This is a genomic window from Methylobacterium nonmethylotrophicum, assembly GCF_004745635.1.
Classification (GTDB): domain Bacteria; phylum Pseudomonadota; class Alphaproteobacteria; order Rhizobiales; family Beijerinckiaceae; genus Methylobacterium; species Methylobacterium nonmethylotrophicum.
The window spans coordinates 1-25,589 of sequence record NZ_SRLB01000043.1; the positions used below are offsets into that span (position 1 = coordinate 1).

Here is a 25,589-nt window from a genome sequence, read left to right on the forward strand (position 1 = left end):
TCTCCAGTCTCACCGATCGTGCGCCGGAAAACGCCCTCGATTGCGCCTCCGCCACAGTTCGATTGCGCGCCGCTACACCTACCCATGGTCCGGCGCTCGCGATTGCAGGGCTGTCGGCCGTCTCAGGCTAGAATCGAGGACGCTCCGCCGCTCGCTCAGCCGCACCGGATCCCAAATCCCCCCTCCGAAAACCTGTCGCGCGGCTTCCGCGCAGCGCCGCTCTCGATTCTAAAGAGGGAAAGAATCCCCTCGTATCCAGAGGGGCGAACTTCGATTCACCCACCCCCCTCGTCTTGCTGCGTCGGGCAAGCCACGCCGCCCATTCGCGGGAGAGCACGCGGATGACGTTCGTGAGGTGCTTGCCGCCTTTCTGTTTGCGCTCTTCAACCGACATGAGGCCCTGCAGGCGGGCCTCCTTGATCGCCTGCTGCACCAGCCGCGTGCAGACGCCGGCGCGCTGCGCGATCTCGGCCACCGAGCAGTCGCATCGGCCCTTGGCCGCGATCTCGTTCGCGACAATCCCGAGCACGGCGATCTCGCCCACCGTGAACCGCTCGGCGAGCCCCGGCGGGATTGGGCCGGAGTAGGCGATGCGCCGGCGGCGGAGCTTCGCGGCGGGGCGGTCGCTGATGCGGGGGCGGAGGCGAGGCGGGAAGATCGAGCCACGCGCCATGACGGCACCGATGGGCACAGCGGGGGAGGGCGGGGGCGCGGCGGCGGGTGAGGCCCGGCCGGCGGTGCGGCGCGCCTCGATTGTTTCGTCGAGTTCCCCGGCGTCCCGGTCGCTGATGCGCCCGGCGCCGTTCAGGGCGTAGAGCTGATCCCGCAAAGCCGGTAGCGCCGCGGGCAGTGCCTGGGCGATCGCGTCTTTCATCTCGGCATAGGTCATCGTTCGGCCCTCTCGGGCCGCGGCAGATCGATCGGAGGCGCCGGCAAGCGCTCCGTTCACTAGGCAAGCCGCCACCGTTGCCTGAACCGAGGTTCAAGCTTGACTCCCGAGGGAGGCTCTGGCGATATCGGGGGGCACGAGTTCCCTGATATGCCCGCTTCGGCGGCGCCACGGCCCCCTCCCGGCAAGGAGTGGGGCCGTTTGGCGTTCTAGGGTCTCACTGCTGCGGCGGTGGTCTCCTCAGCGACTCGCGGGATGCGAGCCGCCCAAGCTGGCATTCGGCATGAACCGCAACGGTTCGTCAAACTTTGCCAGGGTTGGCGACCTCGCAGGCGGCAGGATAGATGGCCTCAAGGCTGTTCACCCGCCTCGTGGTGCGCCTGGTTGAGGCGGAGCGCCGGTTGCGGGACATCTCAGAGGACAAGCGCCTGCTCGCCGACGTGCTGAGAGCGAGCGCCATCGCCGAGCGCGACCGTCGGTGTTCAGCCTGGCCGAGCGCGCCACCGACTTGGCCGCCTCGACGCTCTTGGCCAAGCGCCATCTCGTCACCGACGCGCGTGGCACACCGCTCGGCCTCGTTCAGAGTGGCGCCAACTGCCACGACAACCCGCTGATGCTCCGAAGCTGGGTGCGATCCCGCCGTTGCGCAGCGGGCGGCGTGGACGCCCGCGCCGACAGCCCGACAAGCTGCCCGCCGACAAGGCCACGGCTGTCATCCTAACGTCGTGAGGAGGACAGTAACCAACCGCGTCGGCGGCGACGGATGACGAGCACCAGCGCGACGGCCTTGAGGCTACTCAGATGCTCGACGGTGAGCTGGCCGGCCCGGAGGCCTCGACCGAGAAGCCTGCCAAGGCTGAGTGGTCGTAATCCGCCGGCCCGTTCATAACTCTTCGGCCGAGGACATCCTCTCATGTTCACCCGTCGCAGCTTCGCCGGCGCTGTTGCCGCGCTTTGGTGTCTTGCTCTGCCTGCCGCTGCGCAGGATTGGAAGGCCAAATATCCGGAACTCACTCTCGGCGTAATCCCCGCCGAGAACGCATCCGGCACGACGGACCGCTATGCTCCTCTAGCGGCGTACTTGTCGAAGGAGCTCGGCGTTCCTGTAAGGCTGCGGGTTGCCAGCGATTACGCGGCTGTGATCGAGGGCCAGCGTGCCGGCAACATTCAGATCGGGTTCTACGGCCCTGCCGCATTTGCCAGGGCGGTGATGACTGGCGTCAAGGCCGAGCCCATCGTCAATCAGAAGCACAACAATGGCGCGTCCGGCTACTATTCGGTGATTTATGTACGCGCCGACAGTCCTTACAAAACACTTGACGATCTGAAGGGCAAGAGCCTTGCTTTGGTTGATCCGAATTCAGCCTCTGGAAATCAGGCTCCTCGTTTCTTCCTCAACAAGGCGGGCTACGACGTCGATAAGTTTTTTGGCAAAACCTTCTATGCCGGCAGCCACGAGAATGCAGTGCTCGCCCTCGTACAAGGCACGGCGGAAGCCGCAGCCAATCTGTGGAACTCCGAGAATGATACTCAGATCACACGCATGATACCAAAGGGTATGCTCAAGAAACCCGGTGGAGGCTCGCTGTCGCAAGAAGATTTTAGGATTGTTTTCAAGTCCGATTTCCTTCCTGAGGGGCCCTTTGCGATACTTGCTACCCTACACGAAGAGCTCAAATCGAAGATACGCAAGGCTTTCCTCGATCTCCCCAAGGTGGACAAAACTACTTTTGATCGCCTGTCAGACGGGAAAGATATTGAATTTGTACCCGTCACTCTTAAGGATTTTGATCCTATGATTGAAATGCTGAAATTTAACGATGCGCAACGCCGCAAAAATTGAGGTGTAAATCCTCAGATCTGACATATTGATCGACACATCAACAAGGGTCGGCCAAGCTGCCGGCCCTTTCATTGTGCCCATTTTGATCCACCGGACCCCGAACTGGCCAGCGACAAGCCGCAGGTACATTGCAGCGGAATAGGGTGATACTGTGCCTCAAGGAGCATTCTTGAGTGCGCAGGATTGATCATGCGGCGTTCTCGGCGAGAGTTGCTGACGGCCTTCGCCAGCCTGACCGCGACCGCGGCGGCGTCGAAGGCATGCGCGGCGTCCGATGAGTACCGCTTCGGGCTGACGCCCGTCTTCCTGACGTCGGACCAGGAACTCCTGTCGCGGCTGCGGGCGTATCTGGAGCGCAAGCTCGATCGGAGGGTACGCCTCGTGAGCCGTCGGACTTATCAGGAGATCACGGCGCTTCTGCTCTCGGGACAGGTCGATGCGGCCTGGATCTGTGGCTATCCGTATGTGGTCAGCCGGGCGCACTTGGCTCTGGTGAGCGTTCCGGTCTGGCAGCAGCGTCCACTCTATCGATCCTATCTCATTTGCGAGCGGAACCGGACCGCCTCGAGTCTTGAGGACTTGGGTGGCGATGTACACGCCTTCTCTGATCCGGACAGCAATTCCGGCTGGCTTGTAACTGCGGCGGCCCTCGCCCGCGAGGGTAAAACCCCGGACAGGTTCTTCGCGCAGAGCATCTTCACCTATGGCCACCGCAACGTCATCCGAGCCGTGGGCGCAGGGCTCGCCCAGAGCGGGAGCGTCGACGGTTACGTCTACGAGGTGATGCGGGACCTTGAGCCGGATCTGATCGGGGCGACGCGCATCGTCGAACGTTCCGCGCAGCTGGGGTTCCCGCCGATCGCCTGTACCGCCGCCGCTGCGGCAAGTCCGTTGACATTGCGGTTGCAGACGGCGTTGAGGCAGATGCCGGATGACGAGGATGGGCAGAGTGTTCTCACGATGCTCCGTCTCGACGGCTTCTCTCTTCAGCAATCGTCGCTGTATGACACCATCGCCGAGGAGGTGTCCGTCGTTCGTGGCCTGAACAGATGACTCGTCTCAGATTGCCCTTGGGGATCAAGATCCCTCTCGTGGTCACGATCTTCATGGCCATGGTCGCCGGTTTCATATCGGAACGCGTGCTGAGTCGGCTCGAAGAGGCACAGACGCGGCATGTGACCGATCTGACGGCTGTCTACCTGGACGGTCTGGCGCTAGCTCTTGCCGATCCCGTGCTGCATGACGACCCCTGGGAGGTCTTCGACGTGCTGGACCGATCCCGGCAGCCGGCCGTGGGCTTGCGGCCGCTCCAGACCGTGGTCGCCAATCCCGACGGCGTGGTGATCGCTGCCTTGGATCCCCGGGCCGTTCCATCGCGGATGAAACTACCGCCCGCCTTGGTCGAGACGAAGACGGGCGCGACCGTTGAAATGCGGGATGAGGACGGACAGGCCGTCACCCGACGAAATCTTTCCTCCGGCGGAAAGTTGATCGGCTCGGTGTATACCGTGTTTGACATTACCTCGCTCTTGGCGGAACGGCGCGCGGTACTGGCAACTCTGATCGCGACGAACATCGTCTTGACGCTCGTCCTCGGTTTGGCCGCCTGGCTCACCGTCAGGCGGATGATGAAACCCGTCCAGGTTCTGGCTCGTCATCTGCGGACAGAGCTGGAAACGGGAGTTGCGCCCATCCCTGACCGGGTCGTCAGCGAGGCTCGCGGTGAATTCAAGACGCTTTTCGCCGCCTTCAACCACATGGCCGCCGCCGTGCAGGAGCGGGAGGCGCTTCTTTCGCGGGTGGCGCAGGAAGAGCGCCTGGCGAGCCTGGGTCGCCTCGCCTCAGGGATGGCCCACGAGATCAACAATCCCCTTGGCGGCATCTTGACCGCGCTCGACACTCTCAGAGAGCACGGGGGCCGGCCTGACGTCCGCGACCGCACCATCGCGCTGATCGAGCGCGGCCTGAACGGCATCCGCGATGTCGTTCGAACGGCATTGGCCGTTCATCGACCCGATCCGGGCAGCCATTCTCTGCGTCCCATCGATCTCGACGACCTTGAGCTGCTCATCGCACCGGAAATCCGGCGCAAGCGCCTGCATCTCTGCTGGAACAACGAAACCAGGGATGAGATGGCGGTGTGTGCGACACCGGTCCGCCAGGTCGTGCTGAACCTCCTGCTCAATGCCTGCCATGCGAGCCCGCCCGGTGGTGACGTGGCCTTCCGGGCCTCGGCCGAGGGGCCGCATTTGGTACTTCAGGTCGAGGACAGCGGACCCGGCCTGCCTGAGCCCGGACGATTGGTGCTGGAGCACGGTGGGGCCGGCGCACACCCTTCCAACGGCGCCCTCGGCCTGTGGGTGACGCGGCGCCTGCTCGACGAGGTGAAAGGCCGTGTGTCCGTCACCCAACGCGAGCCGTTCGGCACGTCCGTCGTCATCCGCATCCCGGTAGCAGGCAAGAGGATGCTGGCCGATGTCGCTTGAAGGCCGGACCATCGCGCTGGTCGAGGATGACCCAATCATGGGCGAGAGCCTGGTTGATCGCCTGACCCTCGAGGGAGCCGCCGTTCAGTGGTGGAGGACGTGCCGGGAAGCCTACAGAGGCCTCAAGGCTACACCTGTCGATCTCGTGGTCTGCGACATGAGGCTGCCCGACGGCACGGGCGAAGATGTGCTGAAGGCGGGAGGCGATGCCGCCGAAACGCCGCCATTCCTATTCGTGACGGCCTTCGGGGATCTCGACCAGGCAGTCCGGCTGATGCGCCAGGGTGCGGGCGACTATCTGACGAAGCCGTTCGAAATGGCTACGTTCCTCGCCCGGGCGCGCCAGCTGCTGCGCCGGCCGGTCATCATCGAGGAAGGAGCGCTCGGCGTCTCTCCGGAAATGCAGGCCGTAGAGCGCTTTTTGAGGCGCGTCGCGAAGGTCACGAGCCCGGTTCTGCTTCTCGGCGAGACCGGAGCTGGAAAAGAGGTCAGTGCGCGCTTCCTGCACAGCCTGACGGAACCACGGCCTGGGCCACTCATCGCCGTCAACTGCGCGGCCATTCCGAAAGACCTCATGGAAAGCGAGCTGTTCGGCCACGAGCGGGGCGCGTTCACCGGTGCCGGAGGCCGTCATCGTGGCTACGCCGAGCGGGCCGGCAACGGGATCCTGTTCCTCGACGAAATCGGCGAGCTCGACATCAAGCTGCAGGCCAAGCTGCTGCGCCTTCTGGAAGACCGCGCGTTCAACCGCGTCGGTGGTGAGGAGGCCGTGCCGTTCCGCGCCCGGCTGGTCTGCGCCACGAACGCCGATCTCGAGGCGCGCATCCGAAGCGGCACTTTCCGTGAGGACCTGCTCTACCGGATCAACGTCCTGCAAGTCTGTATTCCGCCGCTACGCGGGCGTGGAGACGATATCGAGTGGCTGGCTGGAAGATTTTTTGCCTCGTTCGCCGAAGCGCAGCAATCTGAACTGCAAGGCCTAGCAGTCACAGCGATCGACGTTTTGCGTGGTCATGACTGGCCAGGGAATGTGCGTGAGTTGAGAAATCGGATCGAGCGAGCAACAACGCTTTCTCTTGGCCCCTGGATCATGCCAGGGGATCTTTTTCCAGAGCGGAAAGCTGCGCAATCGTCTTCGCGAGAACCGGACATGACGCTTGGAGCGGCCCGGGACGAGGCGGAGAAGCGCCAGATCCTGCGCGCCCTGCAGCACTCGAATGGGGGCGTCTCAGCAGCCGCGAGCACCCTCGGCATATCGCGTACGACGTTGTGGGAGAAGATGCGGCGTTACCGGATCGAAGCGCCTCCCGAGGCTTGAGGCTCGTCCGTTCGGGTTTCCGGACATCGCAAGCGCTTGCCGGTTCAGAAATCCGGACAGATCCCCGCCAGATGATCCGCAAGATGCTGGAATTACAATAGGTTAAGCGTGAGACCTGCATGGCACGCTCCCTGCCAAGCCTACGGCTAACAGATGGGAGGGCGGGACATGAAGCGTTGCGATCTGCTGGTCGATGCCGGCCGGCGGCGATTTCTCTCAGGCGCAGGCGTCGCGGCAGCTGGAGCGGCAGCAGCGACGGTGATCCCGTCGGTTCCGGCCAAGGCCGCCGTTCCCGCGGCGCGGGTGACGTACCCGAGCACCAGGCTCGGCAATGTCAAAGACCTCAAGCTCAACCAGCCGGTCGGCGTCGCCTATCCGGACGCCGAAGCGCCAGGCGTGCTACTCAAGCTGGGCAAGCGGGTACCTGGCGGCGCCGGACCTGATGGAGACATCGTGGGCTTCAGCACGATCTGCCCCCACAAAGGTTATCCGCTGGCCTACAGTGCCGATCGACGGACTTTGAATTGCCCCGGGCATTATTCGGTCTTCGACTGTGAAGCAGGCGGTCAGGAAACTTGGGGGCACGCAACGCAAAATCTTCCGCAGTATTCGCTTCGGGTCGACCAGAAGGGCGACATCTTCGCCGAGGGGCTCGACGAGCTGCTCTACGGCCGTCTGTCGAACGTGCTCTGAGGGGAGAAGGACGATGGCTTACAAGAGACAGATCGACCGGCTCCCAATCGTCCCAGCGGACGCCAAGGAGCACAACGTCGTGTGTCACTACTGCATCGTTGGATGCGGCTACAAGGCGTATAGCTGGGATATCGACAAGCAAGGCACGACAGCTCCCACAGGCAACAAATTCAATCTGGACCTTTCTAAGCAACAAGGGCCCGACACCGACGCCTGGTACGCCCCGTCGATGTACAACATCGTCAAACAGGATGGACGCGATGTTCATCTTGTCATCAAGCCCGATAAAAATTGCGTGGTCAATTCAGGTCTCGGCTCTGTCCGCGGCGCACGCATGGCGGAGATGACCTACTCCTCGGTTCGCAACACTGAGCAGCAGCGCCTGACAGACCCAATGGTCTGGCGGTATGGGCAGATGCAGCCGACGAGCTGGGACGACGCACTGGATCTCGTCGCCCGCGTCACGGCGGCGATCCTAGCCAACAAGGGCGAAGATGCTTTGTTCGTGTCCGCCTACGATCATGGCGGAGCCGGCGGCGGCTATGAGAACACCTGGGCGACAGGAAAGTTGTATTTTGAATCACTGAAGATCAAGAATATCCGCATTCATAATCGACCCGCCTACAATTCCGAAGTGCACGCCACCCGCGACATGGGTGTCGGCGAGCTGAACAACTGCTATGAGGACGCTGAGCTCGCCGATACGATCGTGGTTGTAGGCGCCAACCCGCTCGAAACCCAGACCAACTATTTCTTGAATCATTGGATCCCGAACCTGCGCGGGACGTCGCTCGACAAGAAGAAGGCAGAATTTCCGAATGAGGCGGTCGAGCCGGGGCGGATCGTCATCATCGATCCGCGGCGCACGGTGACGGTCAACGCATGCGAGGTCGAGGCCGGTGCAGACCGAGTCATGCATCTGCAGATCAACTCGGGAACCGATCTCGTCCTGTTCAATGCATGGCTGACCTACATCGCCGACAAAGGCTGGACCGACAAAGCCTTCATCGGCGCCTCGACCAAGGATTTCGACAAGGCTGTGGCGGGCAACCGCACCAGCCTGGAAGAGGCCGCTCGGATTACCGGCCTGACCGTTGACCAGATCCGCCAGTCGGCCGAGTGGATCGCCCAGCCCAAGGGAGGCGGCGCGCGGCGGCGCGCGATGTTCGCCTATGAGAAGGGGCTGATCTGGGGGAACGACAACTACCGGACCAACGGTGCACTCGTGAACGTCGCTCTCGCGACGGGCAACGTCGGGCGCCCAGGCGGCGGCTGCGTCCGGCTGGGCGGGCACCAGGAAGGCTATTCCCGGCCGTCCGACGCTCATGTCGGCCGGCCCGCGCCGTATATCGATCAGCTGCTGATCAACGGCCAGGGAGCCGTTCACCACATCTGGGGCTGCGACCACTACAAGACCACACTGAACGCGCTGCAGTTCAAGAACGCCTACAAGCGTCGCACCGATCTGGTGAAGGACGCCATGGCGACGGTGCCCTGGGGTGATCGACAGGCGATGGTCAACGCCATCCTGGCCGCCATCGACAAGGGCGGCCTGTTCTCAGTGGACGTCGACATCATCCCGACCCAGATCGGCCAAGGTTCGCACGTCTGGCTACCAGCGGCGACGTCGGGCGAGATGAACCTCACCTCGATGAACGGCGAGCGCCGGATGCGCCTGACCGAGCGCTACATGGACCCGCCCGGCCGGTCCATGCCGGACTGCCTGATCGTGGCACGGCTCGCCAACCACATGGAGCGGGTCCTGCGCGAGATGGGCAAGGCAGACCTCGCGGACAAGTTCAAGGGCTACGACTGGAAAACCGAAGAAGACGCTTTCATGGATGGCTACCACCGCCATGAGAAGGGGGGCGAGTTCGTCACCTACGCCCGCCTGCGGGCGATGGGTACCAACGGCTTCCAGGAGCCGGCGGTTGGCCTCGACACGACCGGCCCAGTGACGGCCGGCACGACGACTGGCCAGACGCCCGGCATGGTGGTCCAGGGACCGACGATCGAGGCGCGCGGTAAGGAACCGGCTCAGAAGTCAGAGCCGTCGGCTGCGGCCTCAACGGTCCCGGTCGCAAGTGAGGGCGGCAAGATTATCGGCACCAAGCGCCTGTATGCCGACGGTAAATTCAACACCAAGGATGGCAAAGCCATCTTCATGGAAACGAAGTGGCGTGGACTGCAGGCCTCCGGCAAGGAGGAAGAGTCAAAAAAGTTCCCGTTCTTGATCAACAATGGACGAGCGAACCACGTCTGGCAGAGCGCTTATCTCGACCAGCAGAACGATTTCGTCATGGATCGCTATCCGTGGCCCACGATCGAGATGAACCCTCAAGATGTAACCAGGCTTGGCCTCAAGCAGGGCGATCTGGTCGAGGTCTACAACGACAACGGCTCAACACAGGCGATTGTCTACCCAACAGATCGGGTCAAAGAGCGGCAAACATTCATGCTTTTCGCATTCCCTCGTGGTGTTCAGGGGAATGTGGTCTCGGCCGGGGTGAACGAGTTCATCATCCCGAACTACAAGCAGACCTGGGGCAACATCCGAAAACTAGCTGATGCGCCAGAGGCGGTGCGCGGCCTGTCGTTCAAGCCGCAGGACTACGTGGCCTCCTAAGGGCAGACGACCGGGTCGGCACCTCAAACCCGACCCGGTCACCTGGCATCACTCCCCCTGGATCGACCGCCATGAACATGCATGCACCGCGGCTGGACAGCTGTGCCGAGGCGAGAGGGCTGCTCCTGCCGGATGCCGCCTGCGACGCCGCCGCAGCGCATGCGTGGTCGATCGAGGCGGCAGAAGAAGTCCCGCTGCGGCAGGCTGCAGGACGGACGCTGGCGACGCCTGTCATCGCGACGGTCAGCCTGCCGGCCTTCGACCAGGCCGCCATGGATGGTTATGCGTTCGTCACCGGCGGCCGGGAGATCCCCCCGGGCACCTGCATGCCTGTTGTTGGACGGGTTGCGGCCGGGCAGTCGGCGCGGGAGTTGGCGACCGATCAGGCGATGCGCATCTTCACGGGAGCGCCCCTCCCGGTCGGCGCCGACGCCGTCCTGATGCAGGAGCACGCCCGGCGCGATGAGGACGTGGTGATCACCAGCCGCGCCGTGGTCCCGGGGAACAACGTCCGCAAGCGCGGCGAAGATGTTCGCGTTGGAGAAGCCCTTCTTGAACCGGGAACCCGCCTGGATGCGCGTCACGTAGCGCTGCTCGCGGCGCAGGGGCATCCGGCAGTGACGGTCCGACGTCGCATCCGCGTCGGCGTGATCTCCACGGGCGACGAACTGCGAGAACCGGGGAACGCCCTCGATCCGGCCGCGATCTACGACAGCAACCGGCCGATGCTCCTGGCGCTGGCCGAAGCAGCTGGCTTCGAGGCGGTAGATGGCGGGTGTGTGCACGACACGCCCGTGGACCTCGCAAGGTCTCTCACCGCCCTGGCCGCGGGCTGCGACCTGCTCGTGACCACGGGCGGCGCCTCCATCGGGGAGGAAGACCACGCGGCCACAGCCGCAGCGCTGGCGGGCGCGACATTCGAGACCTTGCGGATGGCACTGAAGCCGGGAAAGCCGGCCGTGGTAGGCCGGATTGGCGGGGCAGCCTATCTCGGGCTGCCGGGGAACCCCGTGGCTGCTCTCGTCTCCTGGCTGCTGCTCGGCCGCGCCATGACGGCCAGCCTAGAGGGCCGTCCGGTCATCCGACGGCCGGGATTGAAGCTGCGCGTCGCAAACACCTACGAGCGCCGTCCCGGTCGGACAGAGTTCGTTCCGGCCCGGATCGCCGCGGGAACCGTTCACATCCTCGGCCGGGGTGGCTCAAGCCGACTGCGCCCCCTGATTGAAGCGGACGGACTTGTAGAAATCGGGCCGGAGCACGCGCCGGTTGCGTCTGGATCAGTCGTCGCCTTTCATTCCTTCTGCGACAGATTTTTGGTTTGATCTCCTCGGAAAAATTCTGACATGAAATTTGTCAGACGCCTGTTGATCGAAAATCGATGGATCCCGGTTATTGGATCGCGCTCAACAAGAAATATCTTTTCCGCAACAAGAACGTGCAGATTACGCTGCACATTGCTGTGTTGATCTTTTATCTTTGTCGCAATTTCTTGAGAGGTCAGCGGTTTTTTTTGGTGCAACAGGCACGTGAAAGTCAGAAATCTCTTTTCCTGCGAGAGCACGGAAATCTTCTTTTGCAACTCGGCGATCTCGAGATTGCGCAAGATGTCCGCTTCGCCGAGCGCGGTTTCAATAGCCTGAAGCAGGCGCCGTTTCGCAAGCGGTCTCGATGGTTCCATCTGAGATGGATCGGCAACTGCTCCTGATAAGTCAACCGGCTTCCGCGAACATCTCGTCGAAGGAGTAGCCGGAGCCGCGCACGGTACGGATCGGGTCGGGGTCGCGGCTGCGGTTGAGCACCTTGCGCAGGCGGCCGATATGCACGTCGACGGTGCGCTCATCGATGTAGACGTCGTGGCCCCAGACGCCGTCGAGGAGCTGCTCGCGGGAGAAGACCCGTCCTGGGCTCTGCATCAGGAACTCGAGCAGCTTGAACTCGGTCGGGCCGAGACGCAGCTCGCGGCCGTCGCGGCGGACGCGGTGGCTGACCCGGTCGAGCTCGATGTCGCCGGCCACGAGCAGGTCGGCGACGTGGGCGGGCTTCGATCGGCGCAGCAGCGCCCGCACTCGCGCCATCAGCTCCGGCACCGAGAACGGCTTGACGACGTAGTCGTCGGCGCCGGTGGTGAGGCCGCGGATGCGATCGCTCTCCTCGCCCCGCGCGGTCATCATGATCACCGGCAGCCGTTCGGTCTCGCGGCGTGCGCGGATGCGCCGGCACAGCTCGACGCCGGAGAGCCCGGGCATCATCCAGTCGAGGAGGACGAGGTCGGGGACCTGCTCGAGCAGGCGGAGATCCGCCTCGTCGCCCCGGGCGACGGTATCGACCTCGAAGCCCTCGGCTTCGAGGTTGTAGCGGAGAAGGAGGGTGAGGGCCTCCTCATCCTCGATGATCAGGATACGCGTGCTCATACCAAACCACAGGTTGATCAGGCGCTCGGAGGGTTTACGACGGTATAGTTGGAAGCGTCGTTCTTTGGTCGCTCGCTGCCCAAAGGCTCGCCGGTGGCGAGGTAGTGGATGGTCTCGGCGATGTTGGTGGTGTGGTCGCCGATGCGCTCGACGTTCTTGGCGCAGAACAGGAGATGCGTGCAGAACGTGATGTTGCGCGGGTCCTCCATCATGTAGGTCAGGAGTTCGCGGAACAGCGAGGTGTAGAGCGCGTCGATGCCGCCGTCCCGGGCCCAGACGTCGAGGGCCGCGACCGTGTCCTGGGTGGCGTAGGCGTCGAGCACGTCCTTGAGCTGGGCCTGGACCAGCTCGTTCATGTGCTCCACGCCGACGACGATCTTCTGCAGCTGGACCTGGTCGCTGATCGCCACGACGCGCTTGGCGACGTTCTTGGCCAGATCCCCGATGCGCTCGAGGTCGCCCGAGACGCGGATCGCCGAGATCGTCTCGCGCAGGTCGACCGCCAGCGGCTGACGGCGGGCGATGAGGAGGATGGCCTTCTCCTCGATCTCGCGCTGCAGCCCGTCGAGGCGGCTATCGACGGCGATCACCGCCTGGGCGAGGGCGGCGTCGCGGCGCAGCAGCGCCTGGCCGGAATCGGCCACCATCTTCTCGGCGATGCCGCCCATCTCGGCGATGCTGCGCCGCAGGTTCTGCAGATCCTTGTCGTAGGAACTGACGATGTGCTCACTCATGGCCACTGTCCTTGCTTAAAATCAGCCGAAGCGACCGGTGATATAATCTTGTGTCCGCTTCTTCTCGGGCGTCATGAAGATACGCTCGGTCGGACCAAATTCGACGACCTCGCCCAGATACATGAACGTTGTAAACTGGGAGATGCGAGCCGCCTGCTGCATATTGTGGGTCACGATTGCGATCGTGAACTCGCCGCGCAGCTGCTCAATCAATTCTTCGATCTTGCCGGTCGAAATTGGATCGAGGGCCGAGGTCGGCTCGTCGAACAGGATCACTTCCGGCTTTTGAGCGATGGTGCGGGCGATGCAGAGGCGCTGCTGCTGGCCGCCCGACAGGCCCATGCCGGACTGCTTGAGCTTGTCCTTCACCTCGTCCCAGAGGGCGCTGCGCCGCAGGGCGCTTTCCACGCGCTCGTCCATGTCAGCCTTGGGCAATCGCTCGATGAGCCGCAATCCGAAAGCAACGTTGTCGTAGATCGACATCGGGAACGGGGTCGGCTTCTGGAAGACCATGCCGATCCGGGAACGCAGCTCGTTGAGGTCGATTGATGGATCCAGGATGTTGCGGCCGTCGAGCAGGATCTGCCCCTCGGCGCGCTGCTCGGGGTAGAGGCTGTAGATGCGATTGAAGGTCCGCAGCAAGGTAGACTTGCCGCAGCCCGAGGGACCGATCAGTGCCGTGACCTGTCGATCGTAGAAGTTGAGATTGACGTTCTTCAGGCCGTGAAAGGTGTTGTAGTAGAAATTCAGATCTTTGACAGCCAGGCGAACTCGCGCCCTATCGTCGGCATCCATATGGCCGATAATCGACTGAGTTCGGATCGGGGAGGCGCTCATCGAACGATGTCCTTCCGCAGGGCGTAGCGCGCAACGATGGAGATAAGGAGGATGGTGACCGTGATGATCAGCGCGCCGGCCCAGGCCAGCTGCCGCCAGTTCTCGTAGGGTGCCGACGCGAACTGGAAGATGGTGACCGGCAAGTTGGACACGCCGCCCATCAGGCTGGGACTGAACCAGAAGTTGTTGTTCAGTGCCGTGAACAGCAGCGGAGCCGTCTCGCCGGCGATCCGGGCGAGCGCCAGCAGAATGCCTGTGACGATCCCCGCCTTGGCAGCACGCCAGGTCACACGCTGCGTCACGAGGGAGGTGGGTGCGCCGAGCGCGGCGCCGGCCTCCCGCAAGGTGCTCGGCACGAGACCGAGCATGTCGGCGGTCGTCCGCACGATCACCGGGAGGGCGATGATCGCGAGGGCGATGGCACCGGCCCATCCGGAATACGTGCCCATCGGCTGGACGACCAAGGTGTAGACGAACAGCCCGATCAGGATGGAGGGAGCGGACAGGAGAACGTCGTTCAGGAACCCGATCACTGCCGCCAGGATCGACCCGCGCCCGTACTCCACCAGGTACGTTCCGGCCAGCACGCCGACCGGCGTTGCGACGGCGATGCCGAGCAGGGTCAGGACGAGGCTGCCGGCGATGGCGTTGACGAGGCCGCCACCCTCGGAGCCTGGCCCAGGGGTGATCTTGGTGAAGACGTCGAGGGACAGGGACGTGCCGCCCTGCACGAGCAACATGCCGAGGATCCAGAACAGCACGACCACGGAGATCAGGCTGAACAGGGTTGCCGAGACTTTTAGGATGCGATCGGCGATCCGGCGCGACGCGCGCACACGTCCCCAAGCGGGTGGAGTGTCGGCAGGGAGAGGAGAAGCAGCGTTCATGGACAGAGCTCCCGGCGTCTCTCAGAGCGCCTTCATGCGGGCGACGAGCAGCCGGGCCACGACGAGCACGACGAAGGTCACCAGAAACAGGATGCAGCCCGTGGCGATCAGCGCGCTCATCTGCAGGCCGAGCGCCTCGTTGAACTCGTTGGCGATGCGCGACGCGATGGTAGAGCCAGGGTCCAGGATTGAGGACGAGAGCCGATTGGCATTGCCGATCACGAAGGTGACCGCCATAGTTTCACCCAAGGCCCGACCGAGGCCAAGCATGATTGCCCCAATGATCGACACGCCGGCCTGGGGCAGGAGGACGTAGCGAACGACCTCCCAGGTAGTGCAACCGATGCCGTAGGCGCTCTCGCGCAGCACGGTCGGGATCTGGGCCAGCATGTCGCGCGCGATCGACGCGATGAACGGTACGATCATGAACGCGAGGATGATGCCGGCCGTCGCCACGCCGAGCCCGGTCGGCGAGCGAGAGTAGAGGATCGTGCCGACGATCGGCAGTCCCTCGGTCAAGTTCGACACGGGGACCTGGAAGAAGCGAGCGAAGAGCGGCACGAAGACGAACAGGCCCCACATGCCGTAGATGATGCTGGGGACTGCTGCGAGAAGCTCGACGGCGGTGGCCACCGGCGTACGTACCCAGCCGGGCGCCAGCTGCGTGAGGAAGACGGCGATCCCGAGCGAGAGCGGCACACCGATGATCAGGGCGATCACCGCTGTGGAGAGGGTGCCGGCGATGGCCGGCCAGGCGCCGTACTGGTCGTTCTGGGTGTCCCAGGCCGATCCGGTGAAGAACCCGAGGCCGAACTCGCGGAAGGCTGGCCAGCCACCGATGAACATCGCGATGAGGATGCCCGCGAGAACCGCGAGCACCAGGATTGCTGAAGACAGGCAGAGGGCCCGGAAAATCGCGTTGCGACCAGTCAGGGAAATGACTTGGCTCCCGGATTTGCGGTCAGCGTAGCTCAGTGCCTCGGATCCGGCGGCCATGCTCTCTCTCCTGTCACTACGCATCAGGAACCTCTGCTCGTTGCCCGCTTAGAACAGCGGCTTGCCGCTCGTGTCCTTGATGTCAGACTTCCAGACGGCACGGACCTGATCCTTCACGTTCGCCGGCAGCGGAACGTACTCGAGGTCAGACGCCAGCTTGTCGCCGTTGCTGTAAGCCCAATCGAAGAACTTCAGCGCAGCGGTAGCGCGATCCGGCTTGTCGCTCTTCTTATGCATCAGGATGAAAGTCGCCGAAGTGACCGGCCAAGCCTTCTCACCGGGCTGATTGTTCAAGATGATGCCGAAGCCAGGAGCCGACTTCCAGTCAGCGTTCGCTGCGGCAGCCTGGAAAGATTCGATCTCAGGAACCGGGAACTTGCCATCTTTGTTCTGGATCAGAGCATAAGACAGCTTGTTCTGCTTGGCATAGGCGTATTCGACGTAGCCGATCGAATTCGGGATCTGCTTGACCGTGGCAGAGACGCCCTCGTTGCCCTTGCCGCCCACGCCGATGGGCCAGCTGACCGAGGTGTTGGCACCGACCTTCGACTTCCACTCGTCGGACACTCGCGACAGATAGTCGGTCCAGACGAAGGTCGTGCCGGAGCCGTCGGACCGGTAAACGACGTTGATGCCGGCGCTCGGCAGCTTCAGATCAGGGTTCAGAGCCTTGATCTTGGGATCGTCCCATTTGCTGATCTTGCCGAGATAGATGTCGGCCAAGATCGGGCCGGTCAGCTTCATCTGGCGCGCTTCGATACCAGGCACGCTGATCGCCGGAACCTCGGCCCCAATCGCGGACGGGAACTGAGCCAGGCCGTCCTTGTCGAGGTCGTCGCCCTTGAGGGGCATGTCGGAAGCGCCGAAATCGACGGTATTGGCCTTGATCTGCCGGATGCCTCCACCCGAGCCGATCGACTGATAGTTGAGGCCATTGCCGGATGCCGCTTTGTAGGCCTCAGCCCACTTGGAGTAGAGCGGGAACGGGAAGGTGGCACCAGCGCCGGTGATGTCGATCGCGGACGCGGATCCCATCATGACGATGGTCATCCCCGCAACAGCGGCGAGTTCACGAAACTTCATTGCTGATCTCCTTGATCGAGCGTGCGACCGGAGCTGCCGGTGGTACGGCCGCCGGCGCCTGGTGCGCCATACCTGCGTCGGCACCAGGCCGTATGACGGATCCGCGACAGTTGGATGACAGCGATCGGCCAGTGCAGGGTTTGCCGGAGACACCGCCCGGCTGGATGCGTAGTTCTCGCGGACGATGTCTCCGGGTCCAGCAGCCTGGATGGCGTTGGGCGATACGCTCTGGAGGGAAGAGTCGGTCGCCTTACCGGTTCCCGAACCCAATATCTGCGGCGACGGCCTTGAGGCGCTCCGGCTCACGTTCCTTTCGCTCGCTGTAGCGGTCCACCAAGTAGTCGGCCCGCCCGCGAGTCAGGAGCGTGAATTTCATCAGCTCCTCGCATACGTCCACCACGCGATCGTAGAGCGGCCCCGGCTTCATCCGACCGGCCTCATCAAACTCCTTGTAGGCCATCGGCACCGAGGACTGGTTCGGGATCGTGATCATCCGCATCCAGCGGCCGAGCAGGCGCAGGCTGTTGACCGCGTTGAAGCTCTGCGAGCCGCCAGACACCTGCATGACCGCGAGGGTGCGGCCCTGGGTCGGGCGCACGCTGCCCTCGGATAACGGCAGCCAGTCGATCTGGCTTTTCATCACCCCGGTCAGGTTGCCGTGCCGCTCCGGCGACACCCACACGTGCCCCTCCGACCAAAGAGAAAGCTCGCGTAACTCCTGCACCTTCGGGTGGTCAGCGGTGGTGTCGTCGGGCAGGGGCAGACCGTCGGCGTGGAAGATCCGCACTTCGCCACCCATCGCCTCGAGGAGCCGGGCTGCCTCGTAGGCCAGGAAGCGGCTGAACGAGCGCGCGCGCAACGAGCCGTAGAGGATCAGGAAGCGCGGGGCGTGAGTGAATGGCAGTGCCACGTGCAGGTCTGCTGCGGTCGGCACCGCGAAATGCCCCGGGCTCAGGTTCGGGAAGCCGTCGCGGGCGGAAGGGGCAGGCGGCAGGGGCTTGTCCACGAAATCGCGCTCCTCTATATTTCAAATTCAATTGAGATATAGGATTGAGGATGGACGAACGGCAAGCCTTGTCCGCCTTCGCGGCGCTATCGCAGGAGACGCGGCTGCGCATTGTGCGCCTGCTCGTGACCGCGGGCCCGGCGGGTTTGGCGGCGGGCGCCTTGGCCGGAGAAGCTCGCGTATCGTCGTCCAATATCTCTTTTCATCTCAAAGAGTTAGAGCGTTCCGGATTGATCCAGTCCCGGCGTGAAGGCCGTTCGATCATCTACAGAGCTGCCTATCCGGCGCTTTCGGGCCTGATCCAATTCCTGATGCGTGACTGCTGCCAGGGCCACCCGGAGGTCTGCACCCCGGCCGTCGCGGCCCTTGCCATCTGCTGCAACCCGAAGGGAGACACTGCCCATGCCTGAGCGCGTCTACAACGTCCTGTTCCTGTGCACCGGCAACTCAGCTCGCTCGATCCTAGCCGAGGCCATGCTCAATAAGGACGGGAAAGGCCGCTTCCGTGCTTTTTCCGCCGGCAGCCAGCCGAAGGGGACGCCCCATCCTCTCGCACTGCAGGCGTTGCGGGAAACAGATTACTCGGTCGAAGGCCTGCGCTCGAAGAGCTGGGACGAGTTCGCCGCGCCTGGCGCACCGGTGATGGATTTCGTGTTCACGGTCTGTGACAACGCCGCTGGCGAGACTTGCCCCTACTGGCCAGGTCAGCCGGTCACGGCACATTGGGGGATCGAGGATCCCGCCGCGGTCGAAGGTACCGAGCTGGAGAAGAAGGCGGCCTTCGTCACTGCGCAGCGCTACTTGAAGAACCGCATCTCGGCGTTCGTTGCCCTGCCGGTCACCAGCCTCGATCAGGTCGCGCTGGCCGCTCGCGTACGCGAGATCGGCCAGCTGGCCGGAGCAACCTCGCCTCGGCCGGAGGTGGCGTGATGGATGTCATCATCTATCACAACCCCGACTGCGGGACTTCGCGCAACACTCTGGCGATGATTCGCAACGCCGGCCTTGAACCCCACGTCATCGAGTATCTTAAAACCCCGCCCGCACGGGCGCTGCTGGTGCAACTGCTCGCCCGCGCCGGGCTCACAGTGCGCGAGGTACTACGCGAGAAGGGCACACCCTTTGCCGAGCTGGGCCTCAGCAATCCGGCGCTGACCGATGCTCAGCTGCTCGACGCCATCGAGGCGCACCCGATCCTGCTCAACCGCCCCCTAGTGGTGAGCCCCAAGGGCGTGCGCCTGTGCCGGCCTTCTGAGGCCGTGCTGGATCTGCTGCCGGCGCAGCAGGGCGAGTTCATCAAGGAAGACGGGGAACGCGTCGTGGATGAGCACGGCCGCCGCGTCGCCACCGCCTGACCGCAAGAAAGCTGCTGCCGCCATGTCCACCTTCGAACGCTATCTGACCCTCTGGGTCGCGCTCTGCATCGCAGCTGGCGTCGCACTCGGCCACGTCATGCCAGGCTTCTTCCAGGCCGTCGGCTCGGCTGAGATCGCCAAGGTCAACCTGCCCGTCGCGGTGCTGATCTGGCTCATGGTCATACCCATGCTGCTCAAGATCGACTTCGCCGCACTCGGCCAAGTCAGCCGCCACTGGCGCGGGATCGGCGTGACGCTCCTGGTCAACTGGGCCGTGAAGCCCTTCTCCATGGCCGTGCTCGGCTGGCTATTCGTGGGCTACCTGTTCCGGCCCTACCTGCCGGCCGACCAGATCAACAGCTACATCGCCGGCCTCATCATCCTAGCCGCCGCGCCCTGCACTGCGATGGTGTTCGTCTGGTCGAACCTCACGAAGGGCGAGCCGCACTTCACGCTAAGCCAGGTGGCGCTCAACGACAGCATCATGGTTGTGGCCTTCGCTCCCATCGTCGGCCTACTGCTCGGCCTGTCCTCCATCACCGTGCCCTGGAGCACGCTGGTACTCTCTGTCGTCCTCTACATCATCATTCCGGTGATCGTGGCGCAGCTGGTACGCCGGAGCTTGTTGGCGTCCGGTGGGCAAGCCGCCCTCGACCGGTTGCTCAAGACCCTCGGCCCAGTGTCGTTGGTGTCGCTGCTCGCCACACTGGTGCTGCTGTTCGGCTTTCAGGGCGAGCAGATCCTGGCGCAGCCGCTGGTCATTGCCCTGCTGGCCGTTCCGATCCTGATCCAGGTCTACTTCAACGCCGGCCTTGCCTACCTGCTTAATCGCCTGGCTGGCGAGCAGCATTGCGTGGCCGGCCCCTCGGCGCTGATCGGCGCGTCCAACTTCTTTGAGCTCGCCGTAGCGGCTGCCATCAGCCTGTTCGGGTTCAACTCAGGTGCGGCGCTCGCCACCGTGGTCGGCGTGCTGATCGAGGTGCCGGTGATGCTCACGGTTGTCTGGATCGTGAACCGCTCGAAGGGCTGGTACGAGCGCGGCGCCGCGTCTCGGACGAACCTCAAGCCCGCTTCCCGCGAAGTCTAACCGTTAGTAGATCCCGATCAGCTTCGCCCCTGCGATCACGAGCACCAATCCCAGAGCCCTTTGGATCACAGGCACAGCGGACCGGATACCAAACGCTGTCCCGAGAAGCGCCCCGAGCATAACCGCGGCCGCAAATAGCGGAAGATCGGTCGGAAGCGCCCAGACGGCGGACAGATTACCGAGGAGTCCCGCAATCGAGTTGCAGAGGATGAACAGGGCCGCCACGCCCGAGGCCGTTTTCGTCGTCGACCAGCCCATGAACAACAACATGGGCGAGAGGAAAATGCCGCCCCCCGTTCCCGTCAGCCCGGAGAGAAGGCCGATCCCGGCACCAACGAGCACGCCAGCCCAGATCGGCGGATCGCGAGGCTCGCGATCGACTGCCCGCCTGCCGGGCCAGAGGAGCCGTGCCGCACCGAGGAACAGCACCATGCCGACGACAGGCCGATAGTAAGCCCCGGGGAGTTGAATGGCTCCGCCGATGAAGGCCAGGGGGATGGCTCCAACCAAGAACGGCCAGAGGACGCGCCAGCGAAACATTCCGGCCTGGAGAAAGCGGAACGACGTGAAGCTCGCGACCAGAATGTTGAGGACCAGCGCGGTCGGCCGCATGACCGCCGGGGCGACCCCAAACAGCGCCATGAGAGCGATATAGGCCGACGCTCCCGCGTGGCCGACAGAGGTGTAGAGCGCCGCGCCCAGGAACATGCACGCGGCAAGGAGAAGCTCGACAGAGACGGACATGGGACGACCCGGCGCTGATGCGCTCATCGGGAGGACTGTGCCCGTTCAACCGTCGTGCCGGTCCGCTTCACGACGGGCTTACGGCGCGTCGTGGGGCTGCTCCGCTGCTACCAATTTGGGCCTGCACGGATCAAGACCATCAACGTCGGCCACCCACCCATGGCGACTTCCGACCTGTTCCAGGTGCGGCTTGACCGACGAGCCGCTACGGATCATCATAATTCGATGAATGTCGAACAAGCAGCCAAGCAGCTTGAGGCGCTCGGGAGTCCCGCCCGCCTCCGGATCTACCGGGCGCTGGTGCGCGCCGGGCACGCGGGTCTGCCTGTTCGACAACTTCAGGAGCGGGTGGGGATCCCGGCGGCGTCGACGCTGAGCCATCATCTCCACCGTCTCGTGCTCACAGGCTTGGTCTCGCAGGAGCGGCAGGCCACGACGTTGATTTGCCGGGCCGTCTATCCGGCGATGGATGCGCTGATCGGCTACCTCGCCGAGGAATGCTGCGCCGACGAACGCTGCGGGGCGACCGGGGAAGAAGCCGCGTAGAGGCATGCCCATTATTTCGATTTTTCTGGAATAAAGGAAAGACTGCTGATGACAGGTTCGGATCCACTCCCAGTGGCCGTGATCGGCGGCGGCCCCATCGGTCTTGCAGCGGCGGCCCACCTCGTGCAGCGCGGCCTGCCGGTGAAGGTCTACGAGACGGGGGCGACCGCCGGATCGGCAGTCCGCGCGTGGCAGCACGTTCGCCTCTTCTCGCCCTGGAAGTACAACGTCGACGCCGCCGCGCGCGCGCTCCTGCTCGAACACGGCTGGCAGCCGCCCGAGGGCGAGACGTACCCCTCCGGCGAGGAATTCCTCGACGAGTACCTGGAGCCGCTGGCCGCCGTTCCCGCCCTGGCTTCCGTGATCGAGTGCGGGGCCCGTGTGACCGCGGTCGGTCGGCTCGGCATCGACAAGATCGTAAGCAGCGGGCGCGAGAAGCGCCCGTTCGTGCTGACCGTCACCGCCGCGGACGGTCGCCAGCGGCGTGATCTCGTGCGCGCGGTCGTCGACGCGTCGGGAACCTGGAGCACACCCAACCCGCTCGGAGCAGGCGGAGTCCCGGCAGACGGTGAGGACGAATTCGTCGACCTGATTGCCTACGGGCTCCCCGATGTGCTCGGGCGTGCTCGCAGCACCTACATCGGGAAGACGACCCTCGTCGTCGGCGCCGGGCACTCCGCCGCCAACGTGCTCCTCGACCTCATGAGCTTGTCGGACGCCGATCCCGCGACGACGGCGATCTGGGCCACGCGGGGCACGAATTTGTCCCGGGTCTACGGCGGCGGGGCGAATGACGAACTGGCAGCCCGCGGCGAGTTGGGCACGCGCCTCCAGCACCACGTCGAGAGCGGACTCATCCAGCTTGTGACCGGGTTCTCAACCACCGCGGTGCGCGCGAGCGGCGGCCAGTTGGTCGTCGAGGATGCGACGGGGGGCGATGTGCGTCGTCTCGGGCCCATCGATCGGATCATCGCCGCGACGGGCCAGCGACCCAACCTCGACATGACGCGCGAGGTGCGGCTCGATCTCGACCCGTGTTTGGAGAGCGTTCGGGCGCTCGGGCCGCTGATCGATCCGAACGTGCACTCCTGCGGCACAGTCTACCCGCACGGACACCGCGAGCTGGCCCACCCAGAGCCGGGGTTCTACACGGCCGGGATCAAGAGCTACGGGCGCGCACCGACGTTCCTGATGATGACCGGCTATGAGCAGGTCCGCTCGGTGGTGGCGGCTCTGGCTGGTGACCTGGCGGCGGCCGACGCCGTGCAACTCACCCTTCCGGAAACCGGTGTCTGTTCGACGGCACGGCTTGAGGATGGCGGGGGCTGCTGCGATGGCCCGGCGCCGGTCGGGGGCGCGGCGTGCTGCACCGACGATACGGTGGCCGAGACCGGTCCGGGCTGCGGCTGCTCTTCCGCCGTGGAACTGCAGCCTGCCAAAGCCGGATCGTGCTGCGGTCAAGCCGCCTGACTGCGGATGAGCAAAGGAGCACGAGCGATGCCTCTGACCGGTCGCCGCCTCGTGGCCGCCATGTGCGTCGGTCAGGTCGGCAACCTGCTGCCCCACGTCGTGGTGCAAGCGATCATGGCCAAGCACCTGATCCCGCTCTGGGGCCTCAGCGCCAGCGAGGCCGGGATGATGGCCGGCGCCTACGCCTTCGGCTACATGCTCGCCGTCCCGGTTCTCGCGACCCTCTCCGATCGGATCGACGCCCGCAAGATCTTGGGTGCGGGCACGTTGGTCAGCATGGCGGCGGTCTTGGCCTTCCCGTTCGTCGCTCACGACCTTCTCACGGCCTCGCTGATGTGGGGCTTGGCGGGCCTGGGCTTCGCGGGGGCCTACATGCCAGGCCTCAAGGCGCTGACCGATCGCCTTGACCCCGGCGACGCGTCGCGCAGCGTGACTCTGTACACTTCCAGCTTCTCGCTCGGGGTGGCGCTGTCGTTCCTAATCGCGCAGGTCGCGGCAGATCGCTTCGGCTGGCAGTCGGCGTTTCTCGTCACCGGTCTGGGCCCAGCGGCAATGCTGGTCGCCGTGGCGTTGATGGCGCCCGTCCCGCCGCCGCCCGCGCAGGGCAGCGTGCTTTCGAGCCTCGGGGCGGTGTTCCGCAACAGGCCGGCGCTCGGCTACATCCTCGGCTATGGTGCGCACTGCTTCGAGCTCTACGGGATGCGCACCTGGATCGTGGCGTTCTGGACCTTCGTCGCGGCCACCCGTGGCGGGGACGTGCCGGTGAGTCCCGTCACGATCAGCGTGCTGTTCGCCCTGCTCTCGATGCCCTCGAGCGTGCTCGGCAACGAACTCGCGCTGCGGACGGGGCGGCATCGCGCGATCTCGGCGGTTCAAGTTGCGTCGGCGGTGGTCGGCCTGAGTCTTGGCTTCGCGAGCGATGCCTCGCCCTGGCTGACCCTCGGCCTGATCCTGATCTACGCCGTCACCATCCCCGCCGACAGCGGCGCCCTCACGGCCGGAATGGCGCAGAGCGCAGCGCCCGGAGCGAAGGGCGCAACGATGGCCCTCCACTCCACGATAGGTTTCGGGCTCTCGGCCCTGGGCGGCTGGGGCTTCGGGCTCGCCCTCGATGCGGCGGGCGGGCCCGCCCACAACCGGGCTTGGCTCGCCGGCTTCACCCTGCTGAGTTTCGGGATCGTGCTCGGACCTGTCGCGCTCTGGTGGTCGCGTCGGCGCTCCGCGGCACCGTCCGCTCCTCTGTCCGGACGCCGGGCGGTATGAAGGAGCGGCCCCGCCTCGCGGTTATCAGTGCCCTGGGCGTGGTGCAGATCCTAACCTGGGGCACCTCGTACTACTTGCTGACCGTGCTAGCGCCGCCGATCGCGGCAGACACCGGCTGGCCGCTGCCGTGGATCGTCGGCAGCCTCTCGGCAAGCCTGCTCGTCTCCGGGCTAGTCTCGCCCCGCGTCGGCCATACCATCGGCCAGGCTGGCGGCCGGTCCGTCCTGGCGCTCGCCACCGTGATTTTGGCACTCGGGCTGCTGGTGCTTGGCCTCGCACCCAATCTGCCGGTGTTCTTCCTCGGCTGGCTGATCCTCGGCGTCGGCATGGGCGCAGGCCTCTACGACGCCGCCTTTGCCACGCTCGGACGCCTCTACGGCGCGAGCGCGCGGCCGGCGATCTCAACGCTGACGTTGTGGGGCGGGTTCGCCAGCACGGTGTGCTGGCCGCTTTCAGCCTTCCTGGTCGCGCATCTGGGCTGGCGGGGTACCTGCTTTGCCTATGCGGGCCTGCTGCTTGTTTTGGCGCTGCCGCTAATCCTGCTTGTCCTGCCGGCCCCATCGCCCCTGGCAGGTGTGGACTCTGCCACAAGCACGTCCACGAGTAGCCCGCTAGCGGCCCGCGAACGGCGAGCTTTCCTACTGCTGGCAGGCATCCTGACTTTGGGCGGCGCCACCACGGCGATCATCTCGGTGCATCTCCTCAATCTGCTGCAGGCGCAGGGGGCGTCTCTCGCCACCGCCGTCTCGCTCGGCGCCTTAGTCGGACCATCGCAGGTCGCTGCCCGCGTGATCGAGATGGCCAACAAGGGCCGGCATCATCCGATCTGGACGTTGACAGCCGCCACGGGCCTAATCGCCCTCGGGCTGGTGCTGCTGTTGACGGGGTTCCCGATCCTGGCTTTGGCCCTGGTGCTCTACGGTGCCGGCAACGGAGTCTACTCGATCGCGCGGGGTACGCTGCCGTTGGCACTGTTCGGGCCTGCCCGTTACGCGCCGCTGCTCGGACGACTGGCCCTACCAAATCTCGTAGCACAGGCTCTCGCACCTTCGCTCGGTGCGCTGGTGCTCGCACAGGGAGGTGTCCAAGCTACCCTCACATTGCTGGTCATCCTAGCACTGCTCAACTTCGCTCTGGTCGGTGCGCTCTGGCAGGCGCGTTAAGCTGCATGCGGCCTATCACAACTTATACATTACAGAAGCTATGCTACATAGCTAGTTCCATACGCCAAGCCTATGCGAGGCGAGAAAGATCCGGAGAGGGGCGTAGACACCCTCCGGGGCGTCGAAGCCGCCGACAGCCCAGGTCGGCCCGG

Annotated in this window: 25 protein-coding genes and 1 pseudogene; 16 read left to right on the plus strand and 10 right to left on the minus strand. The window is 64.5% G+C overall.

Annotated elements, in window-relative coordinates; translation table 11 throughout:
• Window positions 1-127 precede the first annotated feature (127 nt).
• Entirely contained in the window at window positions 128-889 is a 762-nt protein-coding gene (locus tag EU555_RS31875) for a helix-turn-helix domain-containing protein (protein WP_135419356.1), read from the minus strand.
• A 532-nt stretch (window positions 890-1,421) separates the two neighbouring features.
• On the opposite strand from EU555_RS31875, the pseudogene EU555_RS31880 reads away from it, so the two are divergent.
• From EU555_RS31880 to EU555_RS31915, 8 genes and pseudogenes are all read left to right on the plus strand, one after another.
• A pseudogene (locus EU555_RS31880) lies at window positions 1,422-1,594 on the plus strand (IS5/IS1182 family transposase); the annotation flags it as partial.
• 208 nt (window positions 1,595-1,802) lie between these two features.
• The gene (gene phnD, locus EU555_RS31885; protein ID WP_135419357.1) at window positions 1,803-2,732 is read left to right on the plus strand and encodes a phosphonate ABC transporter substrate-binding protein; all 930 of its coding nucleotides are present in this window, start codon (window positions 1,803-1,805) and stop codon (window positions 2,730-2,732) included.
• A 189-nt stretch (window positions 2,733-2,921) separates the two neighbouring features.
• Window positions 2,922-3,785, plus strand: coding sequence for a substrate-binding domain-containing protein (locus tag EU555_RS31890; protein WP_135419358.1), 864 nt, complete (start codon window positions 2,922-2,924; stop codon window positions 3,783-3,785).
• A 38-nt stretch (window positions 3,786-3,823) separates the two neighbouring features.
• Window positions 3,824-5,218 carry a sensor histidine kinase gene (locus tag EU555_RS31895; RefSeq protein WP_245524594.1) on the plus strand — a complete coding sequence of 465 codons (1,395 nt, stop codon included), beginning with the start codon at window positions 3,824-3,826 and terminating at the stop codon, window positions 5,216-5,218.
• Window positions 5,208-6,536: a sigma-54-dependent transcriptional regulator gene (locus tag EU555_RS31900; RefSeq protein ID WP_135419360.1), complete on the plus strand. Its 1,329-nt coding sequence runs from the start codon at window positions 5,208-5,210 to the stop codon at window positions 6,534-6,536. The genes EU555_RS31895 and EU555_RS31900 overlap by 11 nt, the downstream gene beginning before the upstream one ends.
• Window positions 6,537-6,704: 168 nt before the next feature.
• Window positions 6,705-7,229 carry an arsenate reductase (azurin) small subunit gene (locus EU555_RS31905; RefSeq protein WP_135419361.1) on the plus strand — a complete coding sequence of 175 codons (525 nt, stop codon included), beginning with the start codon at window positions 6,705-6,707 and terminating at the stop codon, window positions 7,227-7,229.
• Between the two features lie 13 nt (window positions 7,230-7,242).
• On the plus strand, window positions 7,243-9,855 hold the full coding sequence (locus tag EU555_RS31910) for an arsenate reductase (azurin) large subunit (protein WP_135419362.1): 2,613 nt from the start codon (window positions 7,243-7,245) through the stop codon (window positions 9,853-9,855).
• A gap of 71 nt (window positions 9,856-9,926) precedes the next feature.
• Entirely contained in the window at window positions 9,927-11,177 is a 1,251-nt protein-coding gene (locus EU555_RS31915; protein WP_245524595.1) for a molybdopterin molybdotransferase MoeA, read from the plus strand.
• Here the strand turns inward: EU555_RS31915 and EU555_RS31920 are convergent.
• From EU555_RS31920 to arsH, 8 genes are all read right to left on the minus strand, one after another.
• A complete protein-coding gene (locus EU555_RS31920) occupies window positions 11,147-11,533 on the minus strand; it encodes a hypothetical protein (protein ID WP_135419363.1) in 387 nt (128 codons plus the stop codon). The two genes, EU555_RS31915 and EU555_RS31920, sit on opposite strands and share 31 nt — an antisense overlap.
• A gap of 31 nt (window positions 11,534-11,564) precedes the next feature.
• The gene (phoB, locus tag EU555_RS31925; RefSeq protein WP_135419364.1) at window positions 11,565-12,266 is read right to left on the minus strand and encodes a phosphate regulon transcriptional regulator PhoB; all 702 of its coding nucleotides are present in this window, start codon (window positions 12,264-12,266) and stop codon (window positions 11,565-11,567) included.
• A 17-nt stretch (window positions 12,267-12,283) separates the two neighbouring features.
• Window positions 12,284-13,000: a phosphate signaling complex protein PhoU gene (gene phoU / locus EU555_RS31930; protein ID WP_135419365.1), complete on the minus strand. Its 717-nt coding sequence runs from the start codon at window positions 12,998-13,000 to the stop codon at window positions 12,284-12,286.
• Between the two features lie 21 nt (window positions 13,001-13,021).
• On the minus strand, window positions 13,022-13,837 hold the full coding sequence (pstB, locus tag EU555_RS31935; protein ID WP_135419366.1) for a phosphate ABC transporter ATP-binding protein PstB: 816 nt from the start codon (window positions 13,835-13,837) through the stop codon (window positions 13,022-13,024).
• Window positions 13,834-14,724 carry a phosphate ABC transporter permease PstA gene (gene pstA, locus EU555_RS31940; RefSeq protein ID WP_135419367.1) on the minus strand — a complete coding sequence of 297 codons (891 nt, stop codon included), beginning with the start codon at window positions 14,722-14,724 and terminating at the stop codon, window positions 13,834-13,836. Before pstA ends, pstB begins: the two co-directional genes overlap by 4 nt.
• A 21-nt stretch (window positions 14,725-14,745) precedes the next feature.
• Window positions 14,746-15,720: a phosphate ABC transporter permease subunit PstC gene (gene pstC, locus EU555_RS31945; RefSeq protein ID WP_135419368.1), complete on the minus strand. Its 975-nt coding sequence runs from the start codon at window positions 15,718-15,720 to the stop codon at window positions 14,746-14,748.
• 48 nt (window positions 15,721-15,768) lie between these two features.
• Window positions 15,769-16,803 (minus strand): phosphate ABC transporter substrate-binding protein PstS, encoded by a 1,035-nt coding sequence (gene pstS, locus EU555_RS31950; protein ID WP_135419369.1) that lies wholly within the window; start codon window positions 16,801-16,803, stop codon window positions 15,769-15,771.
• A gap of 250 nt (window positions 16,804-17,053) precedes the next feature.
• The gene (arsH, locus tag EU555_RS31955; protein WP_205821037.1) at window positions 17,054-17,809 is read right to left on the minus strand and encodes an arsenical resistance protein ArsH; all 756 of its coding nucleotides are present in this window, start codon (window positions 17,807-17,809) and stop codon (window positions 17,054-17,056) included.
• Between the two features lie 50 nt (window positions 17,810-17,859).
• Here arsH and EU555_RS31960 point away from each other — a divergent pair, with 50 nt between their 5' ends.
• The 4 genes from EU555_RS31960 to arsB are packed head-to-tail and all read left to right on the plus strand — an operon-like array spanning window position 17,860 to window position 20,251.
• Window positions 17,860-18,219 carry an ArsR/SmtB family transcription factor gene (locus EU555_RS31960; RefSeq protein ID WP_135419370.1) on the plus strand — a complete coding sequence of 120 codons (360 nt, stop codon included), beginning with the start codon at window positions 17,860-17,862 and terminating at the stop codon, window positions 18,217-18,219.
• On the plus strand, window positions 18,212-18,739 hold the full coding sequence (locus EU555_RS31965) for an arsenate reductase ArsC (protein WP_135419371.1): 528 nt from the start codon (window positions 18,212-18,214) through the stop codon (window positions 18,737-18,739). The genes EU555_RS31960 and EU555_RS31965 overlap by 8 nt, the downstream gene beginning before the upstream one ends.
• Window positions 18,739-19,164: an arsenate reductase (glutaredoxin) gene (gene arsC, locus EU555_RS31970; protein ID WP_135419372.1), complete on the plus strand. Its 426-nt coding sequence runs from the start codon at window positions 18,739-18,741 to the stop codon at window positions 19,162-19,164. The genes EU555_RS31965 and arsC overlap by 1 nt, the downstream gene beginning before the upstream one ends.
• Before the next feature lie 22 nt (window positions 19,165-19,186).
• Entirely contained in the window at window positions 19,187-20,251 is a 1,065-nt protein-coding gene (gene arsB / locus EU555_RS31975) for an ACR3 family arsenite efflux transporter (protein WP_135419395.1), read from the plus strand.
• Between the two features lie 3 nt (window positions 20,252-20,254).
• On the opposite strand, the gene EU555_RS31980 is transcribed toward arsB, so the two are convergent.
• On the minus strand, window positions 20,255-20,995 hold the full coding sequence (locus EU555_RS31980) for a sulfite exporter TauE/SafE family protein (protein ID WP_135419373.1): 741 nt from the start codon (window positions 20,993-20,995) through the stop codon (window positions 20,255-20,257).
• 225 nt (window positions 20,996-21,220) lie between these two features.
• Between EU555_RS31980 and EU555_RS31985 the strand changes: the two genes are divergently transcribed.
• The 4 genes from EU555_RS31985 to EU555_RS32000 are packed head-to-tail and all read left to right on the plus strand — an operon-like array spanning window position 21,221 to window position 25,437.
• A complete protein-coding gene (locus tag EU555_RS31985; protein WP_135419396.1) occupies window positions 21,221-21,541 on the plus strand; it encodes an ArsR/SmtB family transcription factor in 321 nt (106 codons plus the stop codon).
• A 48-nt stretch (window positions 21,542-21,589) separates the two neighbouring features.
• Window positions 21,590-23,011, plus strand: coding sequence for an FAD-dependent oxidoreductase (locus EU555_RS31990; protein WP_135419374.1), 1,422 nt, complete (start codon window positions 21,590-21,592; stop codon window positions 23,009-23,011).
• Between the two features lie 27 nt (window positions 23,012-23,038).
• Window positions 23,039-24,274, plus strand: a complete 1,236-nt coding sequence (locus EU555_RS31995; protein ID WP_245524596.1) for an MFS transporter — start codon at window positions 23,039-23,041, stop codon at window positions 24,272-24,274.
• Entirely contained in the window at window positions 24,271-25,437 is a 1,167-nt protein-coding gene (locus EU555_RS32000) for an MFS transporter (RefSeq protein ID WP_135419375.1), read from the plus strand. The genes EU555_RS31995 and EU555_RS32000 overlap by 4 nt, the downstream gene beginning before the upstream one ends.
• Window positions 25,438-25,589 lie beyond the last annotated feature (152 nt).

Bases quoted from the DNA above. Each gene is read 5' to 3' on its own strand.
- EU555_RS31985 (WP_135419396.1), top strand. From the start codon at position 21,221: ATGAATGTCGAACAAGCAGCCAAGCAGCTTGAGGCGCTCGGGAGTCCC.
- phoB (WP_135419364.1), bottom strand. From the start codon at position 12,266: ATGAGCACGCGTATCCTGATCATCGAGGATGAGGAGGCCCTCACCCTC.
- pstC (WP_135419368.1), bottom strand. From the start codon at position 15,720: ATGGCCGCCGGATCCGAGGCACTGAGCTACGCTGACCGCAAATCCGGG.
- EU555_RS31995 (WP_245524596.1), top strand. From the start codon at position 23,039: ATGCCTCTGACCGGTCGCCGCCTCGTGGCCGCCATGTGCGTCGGTCAG.
- phoU (WP_135419365.1), bottom strand. From the start codon at position 13,000: ATGAGTGAGCACATCGTCAGTTCCTACGACAAGGATCTGCAGAACCTG.
- EU555_RS31915 (WP_245524595.1), top strand. From the start codon at position 9,927: ATGAACATGCATGCACCGCGGCTGGACAGCTGTGCCGAGGCGAGAGGG.
- EU555_RS31910 (WP_135419362.1), top strand. From the start codon at position 7,243: ATGGCTTACAAGAGACAGATCGACCGGCTCCCAATCGTCCCAGCGGAC.
- pstB (WP_135419366.1), bottom strand. From the start codon at position 13,837: ATGAGCGCCTCCCCGATCCGAACTCAGTCGATTATCGGCCATATGGAT.
- phnD (WP_135419357.1), top strand. From the start codon at position 1,803: ATGTTCACCCGTCGCAGCTTCGCCGGCGCTGTTGCCGCGCTTTGGTGT.
- EU555_RS31960 (WP_135419370.1), top strand. From the start codon at position 17,860: ATGGACGAACGGCAAGCCTTGTCCGCCTTCGCGGCGCTATCGCAGGAG.
- EU555_RS31900 (WP_135419360.1), top strand. From the start codon at position 5,208: ATGTCGCTTGAAGGCCGGACCATCGCGCTGGTCGAGGATGACCCAATC.
- pstS (WP_135419369.1), bottom strand. From the start codon at position 16,803: ATGAAGTTTCGTGAACTCGCCGCTGTTGCGGGGATGACCATCGTCATG.
- pstA (WP_135419367.1), bottom strand. From the start codon at position 14,724: ATGAACGCTGCTTCTCCTCTCCCTGCCGACACTCCACCCGCTTGGGGA.
- arsB (WP_135419395.1), top strand. From the start codon at position 19,187: ATGTCCACCTTCGAACGCTATCTGACCCTCTGGGTCGCGCTCTGCATC.
- EU555_RS31905 (WP_135419361.1), top strand. From the start codon at position 6,705: ATGAAGCGTTGCGATCTGCTGGTCGATGCCGGCCGGCGGCGATTTCTC.
- EU555_RS32000 (WP_135419375.1), top strand. From the start codon at position 24,271: ATGAAGGAGCGGCCCCGCCTCGCGGTTATCAGTGCCCTGGGCGTGGTG.
- EU555_RS31875 (WP_135419356.1), bottom strand. From the start codon at position 889: ATGACCTATGCCGAGATGAAAGACGCGATCGCCCAGGCACTGCCCGCG.
- EU555_RS31965 (WP_135419371.1), top strand. From the start codon at position 18,212: ATGCCTGAGCGCGTCTACAACGTCCTGTTCCTGTGCACCGGCAACTCA.
- EU555_RS31920 (WP_135419363.1), bottom strand. From the start codon at position 11,533: ATGGAACCATCGAGACCGCTTGCGAAACGGCGCCTGCTTCAGGCTATT.
- EU555_RS31990 (WP_135419374.1), top strand. From the start codon at position 21,590: ATGACAGGTTCGGATCCACTCCCAGTGGCCGTGATCGGCGGCGGCCCC.
- EU555_RS31890 (WP_135419358.1), top strand. From the start codon at position 2,922: ATGCGGCGTTCTCGGCGAGAGTTGCTGACGGCCTTCGCCAGCCTGACC.
- arsC (WP_135419372.1), top strand. From the start codon at position 18,739: ATGGATGTCATCATCTATCACAACCCCGACTGCGGGACTTCGCGCAAC.
- EU555_RS31980 (WP_135419373.1), bottom strand. From the start codon at position 20,995: ATGTCCGTCTCTGTCGAGCTTCTCCTTGCCGCGTGCATGTTCCTGGGC.